The 23,262-nt window shown below is 71.8% G+C and carries 20 protein-coding genes; 9 read left to right on the top strand and 11 right to left on the bottom strand.

Annotated elements, in window-relative coordinates; all coding sequences use genetic code 11:
- Positions 1–28 precede the first annotated feature (28 nt).
- Positions 29–838, bottom strand: a complete 810-nt coding sequence (locus ACYVJE_RS14945) for an SAM-dependent methyltransferase (protein WP_461144934.1) — start codon at positions 836–838, stop codon at positions 29–31.
- A gap of 247 nt (positions 839–1,085) precedes the next feature.
- Between ACYVJE_RS14945 and ACYVJE_RS14940 the strand changes: the two genes are divergently transcribed.
- The gene (locus tag ACYVJE_RS14940; protein WP_461144933.1) at positions 1,086–2,432 is read left to right on the top strand and encodes an FAD-dependent oxidoreductase; all 1,347 of its coding nucleotides are present in this window, start codon (positions 1,086–1,088) and stop codon (positions 2,430–2,432) included.
- Between the two features lie 179 nt (positions 2,433–2,611).
- On the top strand, positions 2,612–4,081 hold the full coding sequence (locus tag ACYVJE_RS14935) for an aldehyde dehydrogenase (NADP(+)) (protein ID WP_461144932.1): 1,470 nt from the start codon (positions 2,612–2,614) through the stop codon (positions 4,079–4,081).
- A gap of 73 nt (positions 4,082–4,154) precedes the next feature.
- On the opposite strand, the gene ACYVJE_RS14930 is transcribed toward ACYVJE_RS14935, so the two are convergent.
- Positions 4,155–5,033 (bottom strand): putative RNA methyltransferase, encoded by an 879-nt coding sequence (locus ACYVJE_RS14930; RefSeq protein WP_461144931.1) that lies wholly within the window; start codon positions 5,031–5,033, stop codon positions 4,155–4,157.
- Positions 5,034–5,398: 365 nt separating this feature from the next.
- On the opposite strand from ACYVJE_RS14930, the gene ACYVJE_RS14925 reads away from it, so the two are divergent.
- Entirely contained in the window at positions 5,399–6,823 is a 1,425-nt protein-coding gene (locus ACYVJE_RS14925; RefSeq protein WP_461144930.1) for a lipase maturation factor family protein, read from the top strand.
- A gap of 271 nt (positions 6,824–7,094) precedes the next feature.
- Here ACYVJE_RS14925 and ACYVJE_RS14920 read toward each other — a convergent pair whose 3' ends face one another.
- The 4 genes from ACYVJE_RS14920 to ACYVJE_RS14905 all read right to left on the bottom strand — a co-directional run bounded on the left by ACYVJE_RS14920 (position 7,095) and on the right by ACYVJE_RS14905 (position 11,348).
- On the bottom strand, positions 7,095–8,336 hold the full coding sequence (locus tag ACYVJE_RS14920) for a class I SAM-dependent methyltransferase (protein ID WP_461144929.1): 1,242 nt from the start codon (positions 8,334–8,336) through the stop codon (positions 7,095–7,097).
- A gap of 110 nt (positions 8,337–8,446) precedes the next feature.
- Complete coding sequence (locus ACYVJE_RS14915; protein ID WP_461144928.1) at positions 8,447–9,820, bottom strand: FAD-binding protein; 1,374 nt, start codon at positions 9,818–9,820, stop codon at positions 8,447–8,449.
- 123 nt (positions 9,821–9,943) lie between these two features.
- Positions 9,944–10,924: an adenylate/guanylate cyclase domain-containing protein gene (locus ACYVJE_RS14910; RefSeq protein ID WP_461144927.1), complete on the bottom strand. Its 981-nt coding sequence runs from the start codon at positions 10,922–10,924 to the stop codon at positions 9,944–9,946.
- The gene (locus tag ACYVJE_RS14905; protein WP_461144926.1) at positions 10,896–11,348 is read right to left on the bottom strand and encodes a universal stress protein; all 453 of its coding nucleotides are present in this window, start codon (positions 11,346–11,348) and stop codon (positions 10,896–10,898) included. Before ACYVJE_RS14905 ends, ACYVJE_RS14910 begins: the two co-directional genes overlap by 29 nt.
- A gap of 355 nt (positions 11,349–11,703) precedes the next feature.
- Between ACYVJE_RS14905 and ACYVJE_RS14900 the strand changes: the two genes are divergently transcribed.
- Together ACYVJE_RS14900 and coaA are read left to right on the top strand one after the other, a co-directional pair.
- Entirely contained in the window at positions 11,704–13,137 is a 1,434-nt protein-coding gene (locus tag ACYVJE_RS14900) for an amino acid permease (protein WP_461144925.1), read from the top strand.
- Between the two features lie 238 nt (positions 13,138–13,375).
- Entirely contained in the window at positions 13,376–14,308 is a 933-nt protein-coding gene (gene coaA / locus ACYVJE_RS14895; protein WP_459156586.1) for a type I pantothenate kinase, read from the top strand.
- 112 nt (positions 14,309–14,420) lie between these two features.
- On the opposite strand, the gene ACYVJE_RS14890 is transcribed toward coaA, so the two are convergent.
- The gene (locus ACYVJE_RS14890; protein ID WP_461144979.1) at positions 14,421–16,022 is read right to left on the bottom strand and encodes a PucR family transcriptional regulator; all 1,602 of its coding nucleotides are present in this window, start codon (positions 16,020–16,022) and stop codon (positions 14,421–14,423) included.
- Positions 16,023–16,263: 241 nt separating this feature from the next.
- Between ACYVJE_RS14890 and pruA the strand changes: the two genes are divergently transcribed.
- From pruA to ACYVJE_RS14875, 3 genes are all read left to right on the top strand, one after another.
- The gene (gene pruA / locus ACYVJE_RS14885) at positions 16,264–17,892 is read left to right on the top strand and encodes an L-glutamate gamma-semialdehyde dehydrogenase (protein ID WP_459156587.1); all 1,629 of its coding nucleotides are present in this window, start codon (positions 16,264–16,266) and stop codon (positions 17,890–17,892) included.
- Between the two features lie 83 nt (positions 17,893–17,975).
- Positions 17,976–18,905, top strand: a complete 930-nt coding sequence (locus ACYVJE_RS14880) for a proline dehydrogenase family protein (RefSeq protein ID WP_461144924.1) — start codon at positions 17,976–17,978, stop codon at positions 18,903–18,905.
- Between the two features lie 160 nt (positions 18,906–19,065).
- Positions 19,066–19,710 carry a Pr6Pr family membrane protein gene (locus ACYVJE_RS14875; RefSeq protein ID WP_461144923.1) on the top strand — a complete coding sequence of 215 codons (645 nt, stop codon included), beginning with the start codon at positions 19,066–19,068 and terminating at the stop codon, positions 19,708–19,710.
- A gap of 244 nt (positions 19,711–19,954) precedes the next feature.
- On the opposite strand, the gene ACYVJE_RS14870 is transcribed toward ACYVJE_RS14875, so the two are convergent.
- The 4 genes from ACYVJE_RS14870 to ACYVJE_RS14855 are packed head-to-tail and all read right to left on the bottom strand — an operon-like array spanning position 19,955 to position 22,600.
- Complete coding sequence (locus ACYVJE_RS14870; protein WP_461144922.1) at positions 19,955–20,221, bottom strand: hypothetical protein; 267 nt, start codon at positions 20,219–20,221, stop codon at positions 19,955–19,957.
- Between the two features lie 6 nt (positions 20,222–20,227).
- On the bottom strand, positions 20,228–20,491 hold the full coding sequence (locus tag ACYVJE_RS14865; RefSeq protein WP_461144921.1) for a non-oxidative hydroxyarylic acid decarboxylases subunit D: 264 nt from the start codon (positions 20,489–20,491) through the stop codon (positions 20,228–20,230).
- Between the two features lie 37 nt (positions 20,492–20,528).
- Positions 20,529–21,953, bottom strand: a complete 1,425-nt coding sequence (locus ACYVJE_RS14860) for a non-oxidative hydroxyarylic acid decarboxylases subunit C (protein WP_461144920.1) — start codon at positions 21,951–21,953, stop codon at positions 20,529–20,531.
- 38 nt (positions 21,954–21,991) lie between these two features.
- Positions 21,992–22,600 carry a non-oxidative hydroxyarylic acid decarboxylases subunit B gene (locus ACYVJE_RS14855; protein WP_461144919.1) on the bottom strand — a complete coding sequence of 203 codons (609 nt, stop codon included), beginning with the start codon at positions 22,598–22,600 and terminating at the stop codon, positions 21,992–21,994.
- 123 nt (positions 22,601–22,723) lie between these two features.
- Here ACYVJE_RS14855 and ACYVJE_RS14850 point away from each other — a divergent pair, with 123 nt between their 5' ends.
- Positions 22,724–23,143 carry a MarR family winged helix-turn-helix transcriptional regulator gene (locus tag ACYVJE_RS14850; protein WP_459156594.1) on the top strand — a complete coding sequence of 140 codons (420 nt, stop codon included), beginning with the start codon at positions 22,724–22,726 and terminating at the stop codon, positions 23,141–23,143.
- The last annotated feature ends 119 nt before the right edge of the window (positions 23,144–23,262 follow it).

Here is a 23,262-nt window from a genome sequence, read left to right as displayed (position 1 = left end):
CGCTCTCCGTCCTGCCGACTTCGCGGTCTCAGCCCTTGTAGCCGACGGCGCCGTAGACGATCGAGCGCTCCGGGTTCTCCCCGACGTCATCGGGCACGTCGGGGTGCCACTCGGGCACGTAGACCACGCCGGGGTCGACGAGGGAGAAATCCGACAGCAGCTGTTCGACGCGGGAGCGGCTGCGCAGGGTCACCGGGTTGGAGCTGCTCTCGTAGAGCTTGACCAGCCCGTGGGTGCCCTCCGGGTGGTCGTCGTCGGTGACGTGCGAGAAGCCGAGGTAGCTGCCGGGCGCCATCCGCTCGTGGTAGCGGCGGATGATCTCGCCGGGCCGGGCGCTCTCGTCGACGAAGTGGACGACCGCGATCATCATCACGGCCACCGGCCGCGAGAAGTCGATCATCCGCTGCGTCTCGGACGCGCCGATGACCTTGTCGGCGTCGAGCATGTCCGCCTGGATGACCGTGGCGTTGGGCTCGTCGCTGAGCATCGTTTCGCTGTGCGCGGCGGCCACGGGCTCGTTGTCCACGTAGACCACGCGGGCCCCGGGGTCGACGGCGTGCACGATCTCGTGCACGTTGCCCGCCGTGGGGATGCCGGACCCCAGGTCGAGGAACTGCCGGATCCCCCGGTCCAAGCAGTACCGCACCGCCCGCCGCAGGAACGCCCGGTTGTTCCGCGCGATCTCCTGCACGTTCGGCACGACCTCCATCACCCTGCGGCCGAGGTCCCGGTCGATCTCGAAGTTGTGCGCCCCGCCCAGGTAGAAGTCGTAGCACCGCGCCGCGCTGGGCTTCTCCAGGTCGACATCGGGCGGCAACCAGTCGTCGTTTCGCTGCATGGTCGAAGCTCCTCCCGGTCCCGGGATCCGACGCTCCCCCCGAAGCCCGTGCTGCCCGCCGCGATCCCGCGGAGTGTGTTCATGATCGACGCAAATCCTAGCGACACGAAGTGCAGTCGGTCACCCACCCGGTGTCGTCCGGACCGCCCCGCCGGTATGAGCGGTCTCACCGGAGCGGGCCCGCCACTTCCTCCTTAGGTGTGCCTAACCTGGGGAGGAGGAATCAGTCGAGCACGAGGAGCACACATTGGGCAGGGCGCTGCGCGTGGCGATCATCGGAACCGGCCCCGCCGGGATCTACACCGCCGACGCGCTCGACAAGTCCGACAGCGACGTCACCATCGACATCTTCGACCGGATGCCCGCCCCCTTCGGCCTCATCCGCTACGGCGTGGCCCCGGACCACCCGCGCATCAAGGGCATCGTCGCGGCGCTGCACCGCATCATGGAACGCCCGGCGATCCGCTTCTTCGGCAACGTCGACTACGGCACCGACCTCAAGCTCGCCGACCTGCGGCAGCACTACGACGCCGTCGTCCTCGCCACCGGAGCCGACCACGACCGCGGCCTCGACATCCCCGGCATCGACCTGCCGCACAGCCACGGCGCGGCCGGGTTCGTCCAGTGGTACGACGGCCTGCCGGAAGCGCCGCGCGAGTGGACCCTGGACAGCGAGCAGGTCGCGGTGATCGGCGCGGGCAACGTGGCCCTGGACGTCGCCCGCGTGCTCGCCAAACCGGCCGAATCCCTGCTGAGCACCGAGATCCCCGACAACGTCCACGCCGGCCTGCGCGCCTCCCGCGTGACCGACGTGCACGTCTTCGCCCGGCGCGGCCCGGCCGAGGCCAAGTTCACCCCGCTGGAGCTGCGCGAGCTCGACCACCAGCCGGACGTCGACGTGCGCGTGGCCCCGGAGGGGTGCGACGTCGACGAGGCCGGCGAGCAGGCGATCCACAGCAGCAACCAGGTCAAGAACGTGGTCACCACGCTGCAGGACTGGGCGCTGCGGGACCCGCGGGGGGACACCGCGCGCCGGTTGCACCTGCACTTCCTGCGCGCTCCGGTGGCCGTCACCGGCCAACAGCGGGTGACGGGGCTGCGCACCGAGATCATGGAGCTCGACGGCGCCGGCGGGGTGCGCGGCACCGGCGAGCACGAGACGTGGCCGGTCGGGCAGGTCTACCGGGCGGTCGGCTACCGCAGCTCCCGCGCTGCGGACCTCCCGTTCGACGAGCGCAGCGGGACGGTCCCGCACGCGGGCGGACGCGTGCTCGACGAGCACGGCCGGCACTTGGACGGCGTGTACACCACGGGGTGGATCAAGCGCGGCCCCGTCGGGCTCATCGGGCACACCAAGTCCGACGCCGCGGAGACGGTGGCCAGCCTGCTCGCCGACGCGGAACCGAACGCCGCCGAACCGTCCCCGGAGGCGCTGCCGCGACTGCTCGACGAGCGCGGCGTCAGCTACACCACGTGGGAGGGATGGCAGCGGCTCGACGGCCACGAGCAGGCGCTCGGCACCGAGCGGGAGCGGGAGCGCATGAAGGTGGTGCCGCGCGAGGAGATGGTGCGGATCTCCCGCGCTGCGGACTGAGCGCGTGCCGCTGGTCGGGGCGGTGCCGCTGGTCGAACGGCGGAGGCCGGACGGCGGGAGGGGACGGCGCGGCCTCCCGCCACCGCCAACATGTCGGACTGGGTTCGGCATCCCGCACGACGCTGAGCGGCGTGTACTACCGTGGCGGTGAACGCCACCGCACCGGAGGTAAGGCACCGTTGACCGCGACCGATCCCCTCGTCAACACGACACCGGAAGAGCTCGACGCGACCCTGGCGCGCGCCGCCGAGGCCGCCGAGGCCTTCGGCACCCAGCGCCCGGCCGACCGCGCACGGCAGCTGACCGCGGTCGCCGACGCGCTGGACGCGGCCTCCGCCGAGCTCGTGCCGCTCGCCCAGGAGGAGTCCCACCTCTCCGAAGGGCGGTTGACCGGTGAGCTGAAGCGGACCACCTACCAACTGCGGATGTTCGCCCGGGTGCTCGACGAAGGCACCTACCTGGGCGCGACGATCGACCGCGCCGACGGCGACTTCCCGCTCGGGCCGAAACCCGACCTGCGCCGCGTGAACCAGCCGCTCGGGCCGGCGCTCGTCTTCGCGGCGAGCAACTTCCCGTTCGCGTTCTCCGTCGCCGGCGGGGACACCGCCTCGTCCCTGGCCGCCGGGTGCCCGGTCGTGCTCAAGGCCCACCCGGGGCACCCGCGCCTGTCCGTGCGCACCGGTGAGATCGTCACCGCAGCGCTGCGCAGCGCCGGGGCACCCGACGGCGCGTTCGCCGTCGTGCTCGGATTCGAGACCGGCACCACGGCCCTGCGCGACCCGCGGATCGCCGCCGCGGCGTTCACCGGTTCCGTGCCCGCGGGACGCGCCCTGTTCGACATCGCCAACGCCCGTCCCGTCCCGATCCCGTTCTTCGGGGAGCTCGGCAGCATCAACCCGGTCTTCGCCACGGGCGAAGCCGCGCGCGCCCGCGGCGCGGAGCTGGCCAAGGGCTTCGTCACCTCGTTCTCCGGCAACGCCGGGCAGTTGTGCACCAAGCCCGGCCTGCTGTTCCTGCCGGAGGGGCACGGGCTCGACGACACCCTGGCCGCGGAGTCCGCCGCGGTGCCCGGGCACGCCCTGCTCAACGACCGGTTGCACGAGGGCTACTGCGGGCGGCGCGCCGAGATCACCCAGCTGCCGGAGGTGCGCGTGCTCGCCGAGGGCTCCGCCGAGGAGCAGCCGGTCCCCACGCTCGTGACCACCGATGTGGACACGCTGCTGGACAACCGCGAAACGCTCCTCGAGGAGGCCTTCGGACCGCTGTCCATCGTGGTCACCTACCGGTCCGAGCAGGACGCGCTGCGCGCCGCCGAACAGCTGCAGGGCAACCTCACGGCCACCGTCCACGCGGAGACGCGCGGCGAGGCCGACGCCGACGCGGCGTTCAGCCGCGAACTGGTGCGCCGGCTGCGCGAGCGGGCGGGGCGGGTGCTCGTCAACGGCTGGCCCACCGGCGTCGCCGTCAGCGACGGGATGCAGCACGGCGGCCCGTACCCGGCCACCACCGACTCCCGGTTCACCTCGGTCGGCACGGCCGCCATCGAACGCTTCCTGCGGCCTGTGACCTACCAGAACACCCCGGAGGCGCTGCTGCCCGAGCCGGTGCGCTCGGACAACCCGTGGGACGTGCCGCAGACCGTCCGCTGAGCACGCGCCCGCGGCCACCTCAACCCCCGCACGAGGGGCGAGTCCCTCGAGAAGTGCTCGCACCGGTGGGCCGTCACCGCCCGCGCCGGGGCTCCTGCTCGGCGCGGGCGCCGGCCCGCGGTTCGGCACGCGGGCGGTACACGCCGAGCGTCACCGCGGCCGACACCTCCGCGGGCTGTCCGAGCTCCGCGGCTCGCCCGGCCAACTCCTCCGCACCCAGGTGCCGCGCGCTCGGTCCCATCGCCGCGAGCGCGCGCACCTCGTCGGCCCCCAGCCGCATCCGGAACGCGCAGGGGCGCTGGTCGACCTGCGCGAAGTACGCCCCGAGCAGGCGTTCCAACCGGCCCTGCTTGCTCTCCCCCACCGTCAGCAGCCCCAGCGCGCGCACCAGCTCCGCCAGGTGCCCGCTCTGCGGCGTCACCACGAACAGGCGGCCCTCCGGCCGGAGGACGCGGTGGAGCTCGGCCGCGTTGCGCGGGGCGAAGACGTTCAGCACGGCCGCGGCCGCACCGCCGCGGACGGGGAGGTGCCGCCACGTGTCGGCCACCACCGCTCCCGCGCCGGAACGGATCCTCGCCGCGCGGCGGCAGGCGTACTTCGACGCGTCCAGCGCGAGCCCCACCTCACCGGGGCGCCGGTCGAGCACGCGCGCCAGGTAGTGGCCCGTCCCCGCGCCCACGTCCACCACCGGTCCGGACGGGGCGTGCGCGACCACCTGGGCGGCGAGCAGCTCGGTGACGGGCTCGTAGTGGCCTGCGGCGAGGAACGCCGCCCGCGCCGCGACCATCTCCGCCGAGTCGCCGACGCTCGGCGAACCCGTGGCGAGGTTGACGTAGCCCTGGCGCGCGAAGTCGAACCCGTGTCCGGCCTCGCAGCACAACCGCCCCGGCTCGATGACGAATCCGCCCCCGCAGTGCGGGCACGCCAACAGCCCGACGACGTCGTCGAGCACGTGCTCGTCCCCCTCGTCGATCGCCGCGGCGACGCCGCGCGGTCCTGTGCGGCGGGCGGTCCTGTGCGGCGGGCGGTCCTGCGGCGGACTCCCGCGGCCAGTCTATCCGCACCCCCGGTTCCGCGGCGGCCAACCGCCCCTCAGGGCGGCGCGGCCCACCGGGGGAGAGCGCTGCGGACGCAGCTGGTGCGCCCGCCCGGCCCGCTCGTCCTAGACTGGGCGCGAAGCCGCTCACCCCGCACCACGGCGGCACCCCCCGCGCACGTGGCAGGAGGGCACATGCCGGCGGTGCTCCGACCGGTCAGCCGGACCGGCCGTCGCGGCTGCCCGGACGATCCCGCCGTCGCGCATGCCGAGGTGCGGACATGACGTGGGAGTGGTTCACCGCCGAGCACTACTCGGCGGCGCGCTTCGCGGTGCAGCGGCTGGTGGCGCTGCTGTACCTGCTCGCGTTCACCTGCGCGCTGCGGCAGTTCCGCGGCCTGCTCGGGCAGCACGGGCTCACGCCGATCCCCCGCTACCTCGCCACCACGGATTTCCGCAGCAGCCCCAGTCTTTTCCACTGGCGCTACTCGGACCGCGGGTTCGCCGCCGTGGCGTGGGCCGGTATCGCGCTCAGCTCGCTCGCCCTGCTCGGGCTCACCGAAATCCTGCCCGTGTGGGCGAGTCTGCTGTGGTGGGCGCTGCTGTGGGTGCTGTACCTCTCCATCGTCAACGTCGGGCAGATCTGGTACTCGTTCGGCTGGGAGTCCCTGCTGCTGGAAACGGGCTTCCTCGTGGCGCTGTTGGGACCCGCGCACGTCGCCGCACCGGCACCGGTGATGTGGCTGCTGTGCTGGCTGCTGTTCCGCGTGGAGTTCGGCGCCGGGCTCATCAAGATCCGCGGCGACCCCGCGTGGCGGGACTTGACGGCTCTGTACTACCACCACGAGACGCAGCCGATGCCGGGGCCGCTGAGCCGCTGGTTCCACCAGATGCCGAAACCTCTGCACCGGGTCGAGGTGCTGGCCAACCACGTCACCCAGCTCGTCGTGCCGTTCGCCCTGTTCCTGCCGCAGCCGGTGGCCGGTGCCGCCGCGCTGTGCATCATCGTCACGCAGGCGTGGCTGATGCTGTCGGGCAACTTCGCCTGGCTGAACGCGCTGACGCTCACGCTCGCCGTGGCGGCGCTCGACGACTGGTGGCTGGGTGCGCTCGTGCCGGTGCCGCAGGCCGCGTCCGCGCCACCGGTGTGGTTCGCCGCGCTCGTCGCCGCCGCGACCGCGCTCATCGTGGTGCTCAGCTACTGGCCGGTCCGCAACATGCTCGGCCGGCGGCAGGTGATGAACCGTTCGTTCAACGCGTTCCACCTGGGCAACACCTACGGCGCCTTCGGCTCGATCACCCGCGGCCGCTACGAGGTGGTGCTGGAGGGCACCAGCGATCCCGAGCAGGGGTGGTCGGAGTACGAGTTCCGCGGCAAACCGGGGGATCCGCAGCGGCGTCCGCCGCAGATCGCGCCGTACCACCTGCGCTTGGACTGGCTGATGTGGTTCTGCGCGATCGCCCCGGGGTACGGGCGCGGATGGCTGCCGCGGCTGCTGGGTGCGCTGCTGCGCAACGACCGGCACGTGCTCGGGCTGCTGCGGCACAACCCCTTCCCGGAGGAGCCGCCGGTGCTGGTGCGGGCACGCCTGTTCCACTACCGCTTCACCACGCGCGAGCAGCGCCGCTCCAGCGGGGCGTGGTGGGTGCGCGAACCGGTCGGCGAGCTCGTCCCGCCGCAGACGCGCGAGGACCTCGCGTACTGAGGGCTCCAGCGCCCTGGCGCTCTCCCCGCGCCCTGGCGACTCCTGGCACCTCCGCCCGCGCTGACGCCCCCGTCCGGCCCGGTCCGCTGCCCGCGCTCCGCCTCCGACACACCCCTGGCGAGAATCCCCTGGGCAGGAGGAACCTGCGCTCGGCCGGACTACCACGGTGGGGTGTCGGACGCGCCGGGCCACCCACCGGGTGAGAACCGCAGCAAGCCGCACCCACGGGGTGGGTGGTCCCACCAGCCGGGGTGCAGCGGGCGGGGTGGTCTCACCAGTCCGGGCGCAGCGGCATGTGCGAGTCGTTCCCGTCGAGCTTGACGCCGAGGGTCTGGTGCAGCTGCACCACGTTGCGCTCGAAGCCGAGGCGGCAGGCCGCCATGTACAGCCGCCACACCCGCGCCCGCTGCGGCCCGACCTCCGCGAGCGCGGCGCCGTAGTTCCGGTCCAGGTTGGCGCACCACCCCGCCAACGTCCTGGCGTAGTGCTCCCGCAGGTTCTCCTCGTGCCGGATCTCGAACCCCGCGTCGTTCATCTCGGAGGTGAGCGTGCCCACAGGTTCCAGCTCGCCGTCCGGGAACACGTAGCGCCCGATGAACTTCCCCGCGCGGATGCCGTGCCCGCCGTGCGGACGGGTGATGCAGTGGTTGAGCAACCGGCCGCCGGGACGCAGCTTCCCCGCGAGCGAGCGGAAGTACTCCGGCAGCTGGTCGCGTCCGATGTGCTCGGTCAGGCCGATCGAGCTGACCGCGTCGAAGTCGGACTCAGGCACGTCCCGGTAGTCCAGGTGGCGCACCTCGGCCAGCTGCGACAACCCGCGCTCGGCGATCACCTTCTGCGCCCATTCGGCCTGCTGCTGCGACAGCGTCACACCGAGGGCGCGGACGCCGTAGTGCTCGGCGGCGTGCATGACCATGCCGCCCCAGCCGCAGCCGACGTCCAACAACCGCATCCCCGCGCGCAGCGCCAGCTTCCGCGCGACCAGGTCGTGCTTGGCGTGCTGGGCTCCGTCCAGTGTGGAATCAGCGGAGGGGAACACCGCGCAGGTGTAGGTCATCGACGGTCCCAGCACCCACTCGTAGAACCGGTTGGACACGTCGTAGTGGTACGACACGGACGCGCTGTCCCGCCGCTTCGAGTGGCGCAGGCCGCGCAGCGCTCCGCGCGGCCGGTGCTCCACCTCCGGCACGGACACGGGCCACCACGCGCGGTGGGCGGCCAGCTTCGCCAGCAGCTCGCTCCGCAGACCGGGCGGCAGATCCCGCAGCTGCGGGGTCGGGAAACCGGACAGCGCGGTGTACATGTCGCCGTGCACGTCGATGGCGCCGCTGACGTAGGCCCGCGCCAGCCCGAGCTCACCGGGGGCAGCCGCGAGGTGCGCCAGCGCCAGCGGGGACGTGATCTCCACGCGCGCGTCCGCCCCGGACCTCCCGGTGCGGCTGCCGTCGTAGGCCGTGATCTCGACCGGGAGATCTTCGCCGAATACCCGTCGCACCATGTCTGCCCAGCCCATGATCGCGACTCCTCCCCTGCTCGTTCGATTTTTCCCTGTTCGCACGCCGCCGCTGCCGGATCAGGCGGTGCAGCGGCGCGCCTCCGGAGCGTCCGGTGCGGCCGCTCCGGTCAACGTTCGCGGACGCACTTGTCGTACAGGTCGGGCAACCGCCCCTGCGGGTCGTACTCCTGCTTGAGCGCGCGGTAGGCCTCGGCGTTGTACAGCTGCCAGAACTCGTCCTCGGTGTAGTACGCGTTGGAGTACAGCGACTTGTGCCCGCCGAGCTCCCGCACCGCGGTCTCGATGCGCCGGTTGTGCGTGCCCGGCGCCTCGCCGGGCCGCAGCGGCACCACGGACCAGAACCCGACGTTGATGTAGAGCGTCTCCGGGTCCATCGGGTACAGCGGCCAGCCCTGCGGGTCGCGCAGGTTCACCGGGCACAGCCACACGGGGGCGATGCCGATCTCGCGGTGGAAGAACTCGAGGAACTCGGTCAGGCGGTCGGCGGGGATCTCCACGTCCTGGATCACCGGCTCGTTGCCGCCGCCCCCGCGCAGCACGGACAGCCGGTCGCTCAGCGCGTAGCGCCGGTCGAGCGAGACCAGCTTGCGGTAGACGTCGGAGCGCCGGTACTTCTTCGGCCACAGAGGACGGATCCACCGGTTCTGCGCGCCGAAGGCCCGGGAGCACCAGAACCAGTCGGTGTCCCAGCGCCAGACGTAGTCGTACGTGCGCAGGTAGTCGACGTGGCGCTGCCGCAGCGACAGGTAGTAGATGTCCCGACCGGTGTAGTCGCTGGTGTACGGCGCGTCCTCGGTCCACGTGCCGACGGTCAGGTACAGCTCGTTCGGGCCGAACACGGTGCCGTCGAGGAAGTCGACCCGGTGGCCCTCGCAGTCGCGCTCGGTGCACAGCCGCGCGAGTTCGGCGGCGCACTCGGCCGCGGAGGTGAACCGCAGGTGGCGCAACCGCACGTGGTTGGCGACGCGTTCCAGCTCGATGTCCAGCCGCAGCGAGTAGCCGAGCGTGCCGTAGGAGTTGGGGAAACCGCGGAACAGCGCGGCGTGCTCGTTGTCCGGGCGTGCCGTGACCACGTTGCCGTCACCGGTGAGGACGTCCATCTCCTGCACGGATTCGTGCGGCAGTCCGTTGCGGAACGAAGTGGATTCGATGCCCAGCCCCGCGATCGCTCCGCCGAGCGTGATGGTCCGCAGCTGCGGCACGACCTTCGGGACGTACCCGGAGGGGAGCAGCGCGTCCACGATGGACTCGTAGGTGGCCATGCCCTCGACCTGGGCGCGGTCCTCGTCGCTGTCGATGTCGAGGACGTGGTCGAACGCCGCGACGTCGAGTCCGGGCCGGTCCTCGGCGGAGCGGAAGCGGAACAGGTTCGACGTCGGCTTGGCCAGGCGCACTGGTCGTCCGGCCGGGATGGCGGAGTACTGGCGGCGCAGGTTCTCGACCCGGTCGGTGTGCGCGCGGATCGCGGAGGTTTCCGGCATACCCCGACTCTAGGGCGCCGACCGCCGGTGAGCAGCCCCCCGGGACGTGGCTATGCCGTGCCCCACGTTCACGATCAGCACCCGTTCGACTGACCGCCGGACGTGCGAACCGCGCGGCGGGCGTCAGTCCGCGCGGCGCAGCGCCCAGGCCCGCACACCGCGGAAACTGGGCACCTTGCGCGGCCCCAGCGGGGTGAGGCGGTAGGCGCCCACGGGCCGCAGCGCCTCGGCCACCTCCTGGTCGATGAGCACCGATGCGGGGCGCGCCACCGAGGTCAGCCTGCTGGCGATGTTCACCGTCGAGCCGTACACGTCACCGAAGCGGCTGAGCACCGTACCGCGGGCCAGGCCGATGCGCAGCGGCGGCAGATCGCTGTCGGCGATGCGCTCGTTGAGCGTCAACGCGACCTCGGCCGCGTCGCCGGGGCGCTCGTTGACGAACAGCACCTCGTCGCCGACGGTCTTGACGATGCGACCGCGGTTCTCCGCGACGACGCTGGTCGCCAGCTCCTCGAACGCGTCGATGAGCCGCGCCAGCTCGAGCTCGGTGAAGTCCCTGATCAGCCGCGTGTAGCCGACGATGTCGGCGAACCCGATCACCTGGACGCGTTCCTCCGAGGAGCCGGGGTCGGCGAGCTCCCGCGTGGCGGTGGCGGCCAGGTGCCGCCGCCACACGTAGCTCTGCATCTGCTCCATGACCGGCAGGATCGCCCGCGCGACCTCCGCCGTGGTCGCCGGGTCCCGGGTGAACGTCTCCCCGAGGACGGAGCGGAAGATGCCGACCTCCCACTCGGCCAGGCGCGACATGGTCTGCGCGAGGCTGCGCGCGACCGCGGTCTCCAGCTCGGGGTTGATCACGTCGGCGGAGACCAGCTGCACCAGCGCGCGCAGCGCGCCCACGTCGGAGTCGGTGAACACGACGTCGTCCTCACCCACGTGGGAGAAGCCCATGGCCTGCCAGAGGCGTTCGGCGCGTTCGAGCTCCACACCGACCGCCTCGGCGACCTCCGACTTGCGGTACCGCGGCTCACCCCCGAGCAGGACCTCGGTGACCTCGTGGGGTTCTCCGCGGAAGTCAGCGGGCTGTTCGGACGACGAGGACATCGCACTCCGCTCGGCGGGATACTTCGGACGGCACGGAGCCCAGGATGCGCCCCTTGAGGGTGTTGAGGCCGCGGCTGCCGATCACGAGCAGCTCCGCCGCGTGGCGCTCGGCCTGCTCGAGCAGCACCCCGATGGGGGCACCCACCTCGGCGACGGTGCGCACCTGCTGCGCACCGGTGGAGCGGGCGATGTCGGCGGCCTCGCGCAACGTGTCCTCGGCGGGCGCGGAACCGACGACCTGGAACGCCTCGTCCCCGAGCTCGTCGCGGGCTTCCTGGATCTGCCGGTCGTCGTTCGGGGTGTAGGCGCACACCACCACGAGCTCGGATGCGGCGTCGCGCACCACCTCGGCCGCTCTGCCGACCGCCTGCAGCGACGGCGGTGACCCGTCCGTGCCGACGATGACCGTGGAGTAACTGGACATCGACTCCTCGCTTCCGCTGACCGCGACTCCCTGGCGCCGTGAGAACCGGCGTGAACACTAACGACCGCGGCCAGCAGCGGTCACGCAGGGCGCACGAGGCGGCCGCTGCGCGAGGCGCGGCACGCCCGATATCGACGCCGTTCATCCGAAAGGCCAACCACTCGGGCACATCCTTGTGCTCCAGCACAACATCACGACACGGATGGCGGCGTACGTTTCACCGCTGGCCGTTCGCAGCGGCCCCGCCGCCGCAGCGCGGCACCAACGCGCTCCGCGGCTGGTCTGCGACGGCCGTTCCGAGACGTCGCCCGGGCGCTGCCGCGGGCACCACCACCTCACTGGAGAGGAGCAGCCGTTGACGGCATCTCGCAGCACCTCCGGGCTCGGAGTGCTCCGCCGGAAACCGATCGAGGAGATCTCCGAGGACACCGGCGGAGGCGGACTCCGCCGCTCGCTGGGGCTGTGGCAGCTCACCGCGATCGGCCTCGGCGGCATCATCGGTGCGGGGATCTTCTCGCTCGCCGGGGCCGTCGCCAACGAGAAGGCCGGCCCCGCCGTGCTGTTCTCGTTCCTCATCGCCGGGATCGCCAGCGCGGCCGCCGCGTTCTCCTACGCCGAGTTCGCCGGCATGATCCCCAAGGCGGGCTCGGCCTACACCTACGGCTACGCCGTGCTCGGCGAGATCGTCGGCTGGTTCATCGGTTGGGACCTGCTGCTGGAGTACACCGCGATCGCCGCCGTCGTCGCCATCAGCATCTCGGGCTACTTCAACGAGCTGTTGAGCTTCGCGAACCTGGACCTGCCGCTGTGGATGAGCGGCGCACCGGGCACGGAGCCGGCGGGGGTGCCCGACGGCAGTTACAAGATCAACCTCATCGCGGTGCTGCTGTGCCTGCTCATCGCGTTCGTGCTGAACATGGGCATGAAGAGCGCGGCCCGCTTCGAGAGCGTCCTGGTGTACCTCAAGATCGGGGTGGCGTTGCTGGTCGTCGCCGTCGGCGCGTTCTACGTCAAGACCGGCAACTACGAACCGTTCTTCCCCTTCGGGCTCGCGGGCACGTTCACCGGTGCCGCGACCGTGTTCTTCGCCGTGTTCGGCTACGACGCGATGAGCACCGCCGCGGAGGAGTCGACCGACTCGCAGAAGCACCTGCCGAAGGCGATCCTGCTGTCGCTGGCGATCGCCATGGTCATCTACGTGTTCGTCTGCCTCGTGCTCACGGGCATGGTCCCGTTCGACCAGATCAACCCGGACAGCGCGCTGGCCACCGCCTTCGCGGACGTGGGCCTGCCGATCATCGGCGCGGTCATCGCCGTCGGCGCCGTCCTCGGCGTGCTCACGGTGATGTTCACCTTCATGCTCGGCGTCACCCGCGTCGGCTTCGCCATGAGCCGCGACGGCCTGCTGCCCCGCTGGTTCGCGAAGACCCACCCGGTGCGCCAGGTGCCCACCCGGTTCACCTGGGTCGTCGGCGCGGTCGCGGCCGTGCTGGCCGGCCTGCTGCCGATCGGCGAGGCCGCGGAGCTGACCAACATCGGCATCCTGCTCGCGTTCGTCGTCGTCTGCGCCGCGGTGATCGTGCTGCGCTACCGCCGGCCCGAGCTGCCGCGCTCCTTCCGCTGCCCCGGCATGCCCGTGGTGCCGGTGATCGGCATCGCGTTCTCGCTGTGGCTGGTGACGTTCCTGACCACCGAGACGTGGCTGCGCTTCGGCGCCTGGTTCCTCATCGGGCTCGTGGTCTACTTCGCCTACAGCTACCGGAACTCGGCGCTGCACCGCGAGCGGTGATCCGGTTCGGCGGCCCGCCCCCGCGGCGGGCCGCCACGTCCGGGAGCACCCCGTCCGGCGGGAGCGCCCGACGAACCCGCAGTCCGCATCCCGCCGGCGCCCGACGGGGCGCTGTTCCGTTGCTCTCACAGTGCAGTGGATCACTGCACGCGGCGAAGGCGCGGGTCTAGCCTGCTCGAGTTGCCGCTGCGGCAGCACGGGTCGTTGTTGTCCCCGCCTCATCGTCGAGGGGTATAGCGTGACGCGCGTTCGCGAACAGAGCCCGTACGTCGAACTGCACCGCGAGCAGTGGCGAGAGCTGCGCGACAGCCTGCCGCTCCCGCTGACCGAGGAGGAGCTCGACCGGCTGCGCGGCCTGGGGGAGCCGGTGGACCTCACCGAGGTCGCCGAGGTCTACCTCCCCCTGTCGCGGCTGATCAACCTCCAGGTGGCCGCCCGGCAGCAGCTGCACGCGGCGTCGACCACCTTCCTCGGGGGCGGCGGGAACACGGCGAAGGTGCCGTTCGTCATCGGCATCGCCGGCAGCGTCGCCGTCGGCAAGTCGACGACCGCGCGCATCCTGCGCACCCTGCTGGCCCGCTGGCCCGACCACCCCCGCGTGGACCTGGTCACCACCGACGGGTTCCTGCACCCCAAGGCGGAGCTCGTGCGCCGCGGGATCATGCACCGCAAGGGATTCCCGGAGAGCTACGACCGCCGGAAGCTGCTGCGGTTCGTCAGCGAGGTGAAATCCGGGGAGCCCGAGGTCTCCGCTCCCGTGTACTCGCACCGGGCCTACGACATCCTGCCCGACGAGCGCCAGGTCGTCCGCCAGCCCGACATCCTCGTCCTGGAGGGGCTCAACGTGCTCCAACCGGGGCCGAGCCTGACCGTCTCGGACCTGTTCGACTTCTCCATCTACGTCGACGCGCACCTCGACAACATCCAGCAGTGGTACGTCGACCGGTTCCTCGCCCTGCGCGGGCTGTCCTTCTCCGACCCGCGGGCGCACTTCCACCACTTCGCCGGACTGTCCGATCAGGAGGCGCGCGACGAGGCACGGCACCTGTGGAAGACCATCAACGAGCCGAACCTCGTGGACAACATCCTGCCCACGCGCCCGCGGGCGTCCCTGGTGCTGCGCAAGGACGCCGACCACTCGATCAACCGGATCCGCCTGCGCAAGCTCTAGCAGCGCTTCGCCACGCCGCTGACGCCTGCCGCTGCGGAGGAGCTGCGAGCTCCCCCGCGCGCGAAACGACGCGACGAAGTCCGGCTGGAGCGCAGCACCGGAAGCCCCGGCATCACCCGGTGCCGAAGGCGCGCAGCTGCAGCTGGGCGCTGAGGCGTTCGGTGGCGTCGCCGAGGTCGACGCCGGCGATCTCGCCCGCCCGCCGGATCCGGTAGCGCAGCGTGTTCGGGTGCACGTGCAGCTGCGCGCTGGCGCTGCGCACGTCGCCGAACGCGTCGAGGTAGGCCAGCAGCGAGCGGGCCAGCTCGGCGCCGTGCTCGGCGTCGTGGGCCCGCAGCGCGTCCAGCCGCCCGTCGCGGAACCGCTCCTGCCCCCGCAGCACCGACAGCGCCTCGCCGAGCAGCACGTGCGCGCGCACGTCGTCCAGCGTGGCGATCTCCGGTCCGCCCTCGGTCGACAGCGCGCCGAGCACGCGGTCGGCCTCCGCGCGCGACTCGGCGGCGTCCTCGAGCGTGCCCACCGCTGAGCCGACCCCGGCGCGGATCCGCACGCGCAGGTGCTGGCGCGCGGCCTGCGCGATCTCCTGCACGAGTCCCAGCGCGGAGGTCCCGGCACCGCGTCCGGGCAGGTCGGGCAGCAGCACGTACACCCGCGAGCCGAGCATGGTCACCAGCGCGCTGCGCCGGTAGGCGGCCGCGTGCACCGAGATGAGGCTGGTCAGTTCGGCCCGTTGCAGCTCGCGCTCCGCGTGGTCGGACGCGAGGGTCTCGGCCGGGCGCAGCGTGAACACCGCGACCGCGGCCGGCCGCTCCACGTCGGCGCCGATGTTGTCGGCCACCGAGCGGGCGTCGACCCGCCCGTCGAGCAGCCCGGTCAGCAGGTTCTCCCGGAACCGCGGACCGGCGCTGGCCTCGGTGCGCTGGCGGATCAGGTGCAGCGCGGCGACCCGGGCGGCGCCGAGCAGGGCGCGTTCCGAGTCGGGGGCCAGCCCGCGGCGCCCCTCCTGCACCCAGATCGTGCCCAGCGGTTGCGCGCCGGCGTGGATGCCGACGGCCATCCGCCCGCGGATGCCCAGGTCCGGGTGCTCGTCGATGCGCACGACTTCCTCCCCGGAGCGCAGCCGCTCGTACACGCCCCACTCGCGCAGCATCACCAGGTACGACTCGGGTCCTTGCCTGCCCAGGATGGACAGGCGCCGCAGCTCGTCGACGTCCTCGTCGGAGCGCGAGTAGGCCAGCACCCGGTTGGCGGTGTCCTCGATGCTGACGCTGCCGCCGGTGATCGCCGCGACCGTCTGCGCCAGGGAGAACAGGTCGCCGATGGACTCGGCGGCCTCGGCGTCCCCGGCCAGCCGGGCGTGGTGCAGCGCCGACCGGGCGAACGACTCGAGCTGCTCCCAGCGCACCTCGCCGCGCACGCCGAGCAGGGCGATGCCCTCGTCGATGGCCGAGTCGCGCAGCACCCGCGCGTCCTGGTCGCTGGTCACCTTGACGGCCACGGCCACCGCACCGGCCCGCGCGGCGGCGCGCACCACGCGCAGCGCCGCCCGCCCGCGCGCCCCGATGACGAGGACGAAGTCGCCGCGGTGGCCGCTGATGTCCTCCTCCGGGTCGAGGATGGCGACGTCCGCGACGGGGACGTCGAAGCCGCGGGGCGCGGCGAGCACCTCCACCAGCGGATCGCCCACGGCGATGAGCAGCTGCCGCAGCGGCACCTCGCGTTCCTCGCCCGCGCGCGCCTCGCCCTGCGCAGGACCACCCTGCGCAGGACCACCCTGCGAGGGGTCGCGGGCCTCGTTCACCTCGTCCACTCCCACACCTTGGTTCATTCGTGCAGCAGAACAACCGGATCGGGCCAACGATAGCCGCTCGAACAACACGCGTGACGTGGAAAACACCTAATCTTCCCGTGAGAGCGGGACACAACCACCCCGAACCGCAACGAGGAGGATGGCCATGGACGCGGTCACATCCGTTCCGGCTCCGGCCAACGAGCCGGTGCACGAGTACCGCCCCGGTTCTGCGCAGCGGGAGTCGCTGCAGAAGCGCATCGCCGAGCTCGAGGCCGACCACGTCGAGCTGACCTGCACCATCGGTGGCGAGCAGCGCATGGCCGGCGGCACGCGCTTCGACGTGGTCCAGCCGCACGAGCACGCCCACGTGCTCGGCACCTCCGCGCAGGCCACGCGCGCCGACGTCGCCGACGCGGTCCGCGCCGCGAGAGACGCCGCCGCGGGCTGGGCCGCCACCCCCTTCGACGAGCGGGCTGCGGTGCTGCTGCGCGCGGCCGACATGCTCTCCGGGCCGTGGCGGGACACGATCAACGGCGCGACGATGCTCGGCCAGTCCAAGTCGGTGCACCAGTCCGAGATCGAGGCGGTCTGCGAGTTCGCCGACTTCCTGCGGTTCAACGTGCACTTCGCCCGGCAGATCCTCGCCGAGCAGCCCCGGTCGGTGCCCGGCGAGTGGAACCGCATGGACTACCGCCCGCTGGACGGCTTCGTCACCGCGATCACCCCGTTCAACTTCACCGCGATCGCGGCGAACCTGCCCACCGCCCCGGCGCTGATGGGCAACACCGTGGTGTGGAAACCGACACCGACGCAGCAGTTCGCGGCCCACTACTCGCTGCGGATGCTGGAGGCCGCCGGCCTGCCACCCGGCGTGATCAACATGGTCACCGGCGACGGCCAGGCGGTCAGCGAGGTCGCCCTGACCGACCCGCACTTCGCCGGGCTGCACTTCACCGGCTCGGCGGCCACGTTCCGCAGGCTGTGGCGCACCATCGGCGAGAACCTGGAGACCTACCGCAGCTACCCCCGCATCGTCGGCGAGGCCGGCGGCAAGGACTTCATCGTCGCCCACCCCTCGGCCGATCCGGAAGCCGTGGCCACGGCCATGGTGCGCGGCGCGTTCGAGTACCAGGGCCAGAAGTGCTCGGCCGCCTCGCGGGCCTACGTGCCCCGCTCGCTGTGGGAATCCGGCCTGCGCGAACGCGTCGCCGACACCACCCGGGCGCTCTCCTACGGCGACGTCACCGACTTCGCCCACTTCGGCGGAGCCGTCATCGACAACCGCGCATTCGCCAAACACGCCGCGGCGCTGCAGCGCGCAACACGCGAACCCTCCCTGGAGGTCCTCGCCGGCGGCGGCTGCGACGACACCACCGGCTACTTCGTCGAACCGACCGTGCTCGTCGGCACCGACCCCACCGACGAAGCCTTCACCACCGAATACTTCGGCCCGATCATCGCGGTGCACGTCTACGACGACACCACCTACCCCCAGATGCTCGACCAGGTCGACGCGACCAGCCCCTACGGGCTGACCGGCGCCGTCTTCGCCACCGACCGGACCGCCATCGACGAAGCGCACCACCGGCTGCGGTTCGCCGCCGGCAACTTCTACGTCAACGACAAACCCACCGGCTCCATCGTGTCGCGCCAACCGTTCGGCGGCAGCCGCGCCTCCGGCACCAACGACAAAGCCGGCTCACCATTCAACCTGCAACGCTGGACCAGCCCCCGAGCAATCAAGGAAACCTTCGTCACCCCCACCGACCACACCTACCCCCACATGGGCTGACGTCACCCACGCCGGTTCCGCGCCGGGGCGCGGAACCGGCCGCGCCCCGCCGTCCCGGACCCCGAAACTCCAGGAGACCGACCATGTTCCGGAGCACCCTGCTCGCCGCCGCGCGCTCGCCGCGGATGCGCCACCTCGTCGAAGCCAACCCGCTGACCAGCGCCGTGGTCGACCGCTTCGTCGCGGGCACTACGACGGAGCAGGCCGTGGCCGCCGTGCACCGGCTCGTCGACCAGGGCATGACCGTCAGCCTCGACCACCTCGGTGAGGGCACGGTGGACCGGGAACGGGCCGCCGAGACGGTCCGGGCCTACGAGCAGGTGCTCGGAGCCCTGCGCGCCGGCGGGCTGGCCGAGCACGCCGAGGTCTCGGTGAAGCTCTCGGCCGTGGGCCAGTTCCTGGTGCGCGACGGCGAGAAGCTCGCGCTGGACAACGCGCGCGCGATCTGCGAGGCGGCCGCCGCGGCGGGCACCACGGTGACCCTGGACATGGAGGACCACACCACCATCGACTCCACCCTGGGGATCCTGCGGGACCTGCGGGTGGACTTTCCCTGGGTCGGCGCCGTGCTGCAGGCGTACCTGAGCCGCACCGAGGGAGACTGCCGCGACCTGGCCACCAGCGGGGCGCGGGTGCGGCTGTGCAAGGGCGCCTATTCCGAGCCCGCCTCGGTTGCGTTCCAGCAGCGGCACGAGGTGGACCGCTCGTACGTGCGGTGCCTGCGGGTGCTCATGGCGGGCAACGGCTACCCGATGGTGGCCACGCACGATCCGCGGCTGGTGCCGATCGCCTCCGATCTGGCCGAGCGGTGCGGACGCGGTCCCGCGGACTTCGAGTACCAGATGCTCTACGGCATCCGACCCGAGGAGCAGCGGCGCATCGTCGCCGAGGGCAACCGGCTGCGCGTGTACGTGGCCTACGGCGAGGACTGGTACGGCTACTTCATGCGCCGGCTGGCCGAACGTCCCGCCAACCTCGGGTTCTTCGCGCGTTCGCTGATCACCCGCGGCTGAGGGGAGCTGGGCCCGCGACTGACGAGCACTGCCGCGCACATCACACACCAGGCGAGGATCCGGAACCGTTCACCTCAGTTACGGTTGGACTGTTTGCGCGTCGGTGATCTCGCGGGGGTGGGGTGTGCGCGGCAGTTCGGTCGCCGGGTTCTATCGCGTCGTGGTCGCTCTGGTCGCCGCCCTCGGCGTGGTGCTCAACGTCCACCAGCACGGCGCCGGCGATTCCCTCGTGTTCTTCACCGTGCAGAGCAACATCCTGCTGGCCGCGGCGTTCGCCTGGTCGGCCTGGGCGTCGTTCGCGCGGCGCGCGCCGCTGCCGGGATGGCTCAAGGGTGCTGCCACGCTGTACATCGTCATCACCGGGCTGGTGTTCAACTTCGTGCTCGCCGACGCGCCGTCGGACACGATGGAGGGAGGCGACGTCGCCCCGACCGCGGCGATGGAGCTGTCGACCTGGCTGCTGCACACCGCCGTGCCCGTGCTGGCGGTGCTCGACTGGCTGCTCTTCGACGAGCACCGCCGCTTGCGCTGGCGCTGCGGGCTGCTCTGGCTGGCCTACCCGGTCTGCTACTTCGTGTTCGCCCTCGTGCGCGGCGCGCTCATCGATGCGGAGGTGCGCTACCCCTACCCGTTCATCAACGTCGACATGCTCGGCGCGGCCGGGGTGGCGCAGAACGTGGTCCTCTACGGCGCGGCGTTCTGGCTGCTGGGGGCGCTGCTCGTGGCGCTCGACCGGTTCCTGCCGCGCAACGCGGCTCCACCCAGGGCGGAGGAGCCCTCCGTCCCCGCCCGCACCGGTTCCTGAAGCGGGACCGTCCCGTCACCGCCGCCCACCCCGGCGCTGCACCACTGCTGAACCACCCAGGTCCTGGGCTGCATCAACCCGAAAGACTGAGAAACGCCGGTTGCCCTGCAGCTCCCTCTTTTGACCGATTCCAGTGTGCGCAATTTTCATGAAAATTGCGCACACTGGAACGGATCCAATCTGGGTGAGCTCGGTGCAACTCACGGGACCCGGGAGAGCACGTCCCCCACCGGAGGAGCTCCTCCTAGCGGGCCCGGACGCAGCGGAACGTCCACTGGTGGGGCTCCCGGTGGAGCAGTTCCCGGGGTGGCTCCGGCAGCGACGCGGGAGCACCGTCGAAGTGCAGGATCGCCACGACGCGGTCCTCACCGGCTTCGTACAGCCGGGCCTCGGCGAGCCGGGTCGCACCGCGCGCGGCTGGCAGGGCGGTCTCCTCGACCCAGCGGAGCAGCGCCCCGCACGAGCCCGGCACCGCGCGCGCTTCCCACATGAGCGTGTCGTCATCGGCCATGCCCGATCACCCCTGCGCCCCACCGGACTGCGCCCCACCGGAGCGGGCGCTGCCGGACAGCGGTGGCACGGCGGGCACCTCCGGGGCCGCGTCGATGTCGGCCTGGGTCATGCGGAACCGTTCCGGGTAGGCCGCGCGCGTGCTGCGGCGGGCCGGCTCGGTGGTGCGCCAGGTGTACAGGCACCGGGCGCACTGCCAGACCTCCCACACGTCGGGCACGGGCGAGGTGGCGAGGTGGTGGAGCTCCTCCCACGCGCAACGCGGGCACATCATGGTCCTCCTCTGCTTCGGTGTCGGCGGGTCGGTATCAGCGCTCGGCGAGCATGCCGCGCAGTTTCTCCACCCACGCGGGGGTTTCCGGCAGGTCGCTCACCGGTTGGCTGTAGTGCCCGCGGTCGTCCGGCTTGACCGGGGTGGTCGCGTCGATGACGAGCTTGTTGCTGATCCCGGGCGGCTGCGATCCCGGATCCAGCTCCAGCACGGACATGCCGGGCAGGTTCACCAGATCGCTGGCCGGGTTGACCTTCGTGGACAGCGCCCACATCACCTGCGGCAGGTCGAACGGGTCGACGTCCTCGTCGACGACGATCACGACCTTGGTGTAGCCGAGCCCGTGCGGGGTGGTCATGGTGCGCAGCCCGACGGCGCGGGCGAAACCGCCGTAGCGCTTCCTGGTGGACACGATCGCCAGCAGCCCGTGCGTGTACATCGCGTTGACCGCCTGCACCTCCGGGAAGTCCGCGCGCAGCTGCTGCTGCAGCGGCACGCAGGTGGCCGGCCCGATCAGGTAGTCGATCTCGGTCCACGGCTTGCCGAGGTACAGCGACTCGAAGACCGGACTGGTGCGGAAGGAGATGCGGTCGATGCGCACCACGGTCATGTTCCGGCCGCCGGAGTAGTGCCCGGTGAACTCGCCGAACGGGCCCTCGATCTCCCTCTTCCGGCCCTCGACGACGCCTTCCAGCAGGACCTCGCACCCCCAGGGGACGTCCAACCCGGTCAGCGGTGCGGTGGCGATCGGCGCGGGAGCCCCGCGCAGCGCCCCCGCCATCTCGTACTCGGACTGCTCGTAGCCGAGCGGCGTGCCGGCGACCATCGTCATGACCGGGTCGTTGCCCAGCGCGATCGCGACCGGCAGGTCCTCGTCCCCCTCCTCGGCCTTGCCCAGGTGCAGCGCGATGTCGTGCATCGGCACCGGTTGCATGCCGAGCTTGTTCTGCCCCTTGACCTCGAGCCGGTAGGTGCCGACGTTCTGCTTGTCGAAGTTCTCCGGGTCCTCCGGGTCGCGGGAGACGACCGCCGCCTTGTCCAGGTAGAACCCGCCGTCACCGTCGTTGAGCCGGAACAGCGGCAGCACGTCGAACAGGTCGACGTCCTCGCCCTCGCGGGTGTTCGCGGCGAACGGCGGATCCGCGCGCCGCTCCGGCGGCACGGGGAAGTCCTCCCAGCGGCGGATGAACTCCTCGACCTGCTCGCGGGTGGAGGTGTTCGTCGGCAGGTCCATGGCGACGGCGTGGTTGGGCCACGAGCCGTGCGCGTTGAGCGCGATGCGCGCGTCGGTGAACCCGGTGACGTTGTCGAAGTACAGCGCGGGGGCCGTCTCCCCCAGGCGGGGTGCCGCGTTCGCCGCTGCGCCGAGGTCGGGCTCGGGGTCGACCTGCTCGGCGACGTGCAGCAGCTGGCCTTCCCGGTTCAGCGCGTCCAAGTAGGACCGGAAATCGTCGTGGGGCACTGCTCCTCCTGTTCGTGATCTCCGGGCAGCTGCGCGGATCAGCGCGGCCGCTCGGGGCGGGTTTCGGACTCCTCGGCGCGCGCGGCGGCAAGACCTCCCCACCTCTTCGGGTTCGGCGCGGGCAGGTCGAACTGGTCGAGCACGCGGGTGACGACGTGGTCGACCACATCGGACACCGATTGCGGGTGGTCGTAGAACGCGGGGACGGGCGGCAGGACCGTCGCGCCCATCCGGGACAGCGCGAGCATGTTGTCCAGGTGGATCTCGCTCAGGGGGGATTCGCGGGCCACCAGCACGAGCCGGCGGCGCTCCTTGAGCACCACGTCGGCGGCCCGCCCGAGCAGCCCGTCGGCGTATCCGGCGCGGATGCCGGCGAGGGTCTTCATGCTGCACGGGGCGATGACCATGCCGTCGGTGCGGAACGAGCCGGAGGAGATCTCCGCTGCCTGGTCGCCGCTGCCGTGCACGGTGTCGGCGAGTTCGGCGACCTCCCGCGCGCTGCGGGAGGTCTCCAGTTCGACGGTCGTGCGCGCCCACCGGCTCATCACCAGGTGCGTGTGCACTTCGGGCAGCTCGTGCAGGACCTCGAGCAGGCGGACCCCGAAGGGGGCCCCGGTCGCTCCGCTGATGCCGACGACGAGTCGCATCCCACCGCTCCCGCGCATCCATTGGTTCGTGTACGAACGTTCGTGTACATACTAACTCGTCCCGCGGAGGCCGTGCACTACGATGTGGCGCACAGCCCGCCGCCCCCGACGAGGAACGAGCCCGTGGAACTCGATCAGGCCGTCTTCCACTTCCTCCGCCGCGCGTTGCAGGAGCACGCCGCCGACTGGCAGGCGCGGCTGTCGCTGACCAAACCGCAGTACGCCGTGCTCACCGCCATCCACGCCAACCCCGGCATCGAGCAGACCGCCCTCGGCCAGCGCGCCGCGATCGACAAGGCCACCCTCGCCTCGCTGCTGGTGCGCCTGGAAAGCCGCGGGCTCGTCCGGCGCGCCGTCGACGACGAGGACCGCCGGCGCCGCCTGCTGGAACTCACCGAGCAGGGCGAGCGGGAACTGCGCGCCGCCGCGCCCGTCGCCGACGCGATCGACGCGGAGATGCTGCGCCGGCTCGCCCCCGAGGAGCGCGGCGAACTGCTGCGGTTGCTCGGCAAGCTCACCGCCGGGGACGAACCCGAGCAGTGAACCGCTCCTCGCGGGAACTCCGGGGAGCGCGGGGCGCGACCGCGGGCGGTTGTCGGTGCGCGGCGCTACTCTCGGCGCACAACGACCGCACCCGTGCTCATCGGCGCGCATCCTCCACC

This window comes from Salinifilum aidingensis (assembly GCF_054782015.1).
Note: the sequence above shows the minus strand (reverse complement) of the source record. Positions and strands in the feature narration are given on the sequence as shown.